Annotated in this window: 2 protein-coding genes; both read right to left on the reverse strand. The window is 29.8% G+C overall.

Annotated elements, in window-relative coordinates; all coding sequences use genetic code 11:
* Positions 1-276: 276 nt before the first annotated feature.
* Positions 277-915, reverse strand: a complete 639-nt coding sequence (locus KW502_RS15125) for a hypothetical protein (protein ID WP_219041387.1) — start codon at positions 913-915, stop codon at positions 277-279.
* A 404-nt stretch (positions 916-1,319) separates the two neighbouring features.
* Positions 1,320-2,030 carry a hypothetical protein gene (locus KW502_RS15130; RefSeq protein WP_219041388.1) on the reverse strand — a complete coding sequence of 237 codons (711 nt, stop codon included), beginning with the start codon at positions 2,028-2,030 and terminating at the stop codon, positions 1,320-1,322.
* Positions 2,031-2,487: the final 457 nt, after the last annotated feature.

Below are 2,487 nucleotides of genomic sequence, written 5' to 3' on the forward strand. Positions count from 1 at the left end.
TTAATACCCAAAATTGGATTAAAGCAAGCCTACAGATACATTTTAAAGGCACTTCATTTTGCTAATTTACAAACGATATAAAACTAGAAAACCGCTCTAAAGCGGTTTAAATGAATACGTTTTTTTTAATTATGGGGTTGTGCAACGGTTACCATTGTGCGTGTTGCACAACCTCTTTCTTTATCAAATTTAAAAATAATAGTAGATTTCAATAATAGCATACCCTTATAAATCAATAATTTAACTATTCCTAAAAATCAAAATAATCCTCTTTTCTTAGAAATTTAGACTTGAACAACGGTTACCATTGTTGGCAACTGGTTTTATTTTTTCAATTCCTCTTATTCGTATTTCGTTCGCCTTTTTTATATTTTCGGGCGTTTTTGTTACAAGTCTAATCAGATTTATTTCTGTATTCTTTTCAGATGTTTTTACATTCTCAACAACAATTTTTAAAATAAAATTCTCGTCAACTAAAATTTTGTTTTTGCGGTTCTTAATGACTTTTTCGTCGATTTGATAGATTATCGGATTTTCAATCAATTCCAAATATTTTGCAGAAAGCTCTTCTAATGTTAGAAACTTCAGATTGTAATCAGGTTTCATTTTTATATAAATCTTTCCATAAAATTCTGTTCCGTTTATTTCAAATATTTCCTTTTCTATATTGATTGTCTCAATTTTATCTTGATTTATAAAATTCAGCATTTCTTGACTTCCAACAAATTTGTCATTAACAAATATTGCTGCTGGTTTTTGCTCAGAATGAAATTCGCTTGATTTGTCTGAATAAAATACTTTTAATTCTGAATTCTCCGAATAGCTTGGTTTGTTAATTGATTTTTGCCCAGAAAGCTCTTGGCAAAATGAATTAAATGTTAAGAATAACATTAAGACGGTAAAAATGGTTTTCATATTCTGTTATTTTAATTCAAACTTAAATTTCCTTTATTAATTCTGAAATCGAAAATTAGTGAACGTTCCGTTTCAATTAGTCTATCAGTTTCTCGGTTCAGTTAACTTGTTGGCAACGTGTTTGGCTATGGTTTCGTTGCCTTAAAATCCGCGAGGATTTTCCGCCGTAACCCGAAGATAGCAAATTTGCAAGAACTTTCCGAGAGGAAAGTCAGAAGCAATGAACTATATACGTTGTGCTTGTTGCACAACCTCTTTCTTAATCAAATTTAAAATTAATAGTAGATTTCAATAATACCATACACTTAGAAATCAAAAATTTAACTATTCCTAAAAATCAGAATAATCCTCTTTTCTTAGAATTAGAGGCTTGTGCAACGATTACCGTTGTTAGCCACAGTATTTTATTTACCGAATATACTTTTATCATTCATAAATGGACTTTCAAAAGTTATCCAGTTAGTTGTAGTTGACTTTTTTCCGTCAATACTCATTGGTGTAAACCTTACTTTATATTTCCCCTCTTTATTAAAAGCAAATGCTCCTGAACACATACTGTGACCAACATTTAATTTACCCTTCCATTCTTTTATATAGTAAACAAATTTTTCATTCGTTTCTAATTCAATAAGTTCAGTTTTATACCAAATTTCAGAATCTGGATTATTTTTAATATTGAAAATAGCATAAGCTTCAGGCCCACAACCATAATGAGTAATCTGTGTTTTTTCGAATTCAAGAGTAATATCAGAATTTAAGGATTCCACTGATTTATTGTTAGTTGTTATCCAATAAACTTTTTCACTTTCTTTTTTATCTAATTCGTAAATGGATGTTTCATTAGTTTCGTTTTCACTGATTTCCGAAAACTTAAGATAGTATTTTGTATTAGGTTCTAATTCGGTTGCTGGACAAAATATTGCTTGTGATATTTTTTTTTGACCAATCAAAATTTCTTGGAGGTTTAATTCAACTAATTCTCCATTTTCACTTTTAAGAAAGACTTTGTTTTCTTTAAAACTTTTAATTGTTTTTTGACTAAAAGCATAACCTTGAATGATGAACATTGAATTCAAACTAATTTCCTTAGTTTCAGGAAAAAAAACTAATTCCAATCATCGAACACTTTGCGAAACTTGAATTTACGCTAAAAATTAAAATCAGAAATATTAAGATTTTTTTCATAGATATCGATTTTAAATTGAAATGAAAATTTTTGTCCATATTGTGGCTAACGAATTTGTATAACAGAAAGTGCGGTGAAAATCGTCTATACATTTCGGTTGTGGTTATTAATTTTCGTGGTAAACTTTTATTTTGGGCTTACCGCTTACCCAAGTATTTTTGTTATACGCTGTGCGTGTTGCACAATTTACTAAAAAAGATTAATTTCATGATATGCAAGGCAAAAAAGTATAGCAAGAGCAGTTATTCAACAGTTTTCAGTTGAGTGACCGCGTACCGCCCACAAATTTCTACCGCCGATTGAAAGAAGCCTTAAACTTAGATTTTCTCTATGATCTTACTCGAGGTTTTTACGGCAGCAGTGGTCAAAAGAGTATAGATCCTGTT

The sequence above is a fragment of the Mesonia aestuariivivens genome, assembly GCF_019311235.1.
GTDB classification, from domain to species: domain Bacteria; phylum Bacteroidota; class Bacteroidia; order Flavobacteriales; family Flavobacteriaceae; genus Mesonia; species Mesonia aestuariivivens.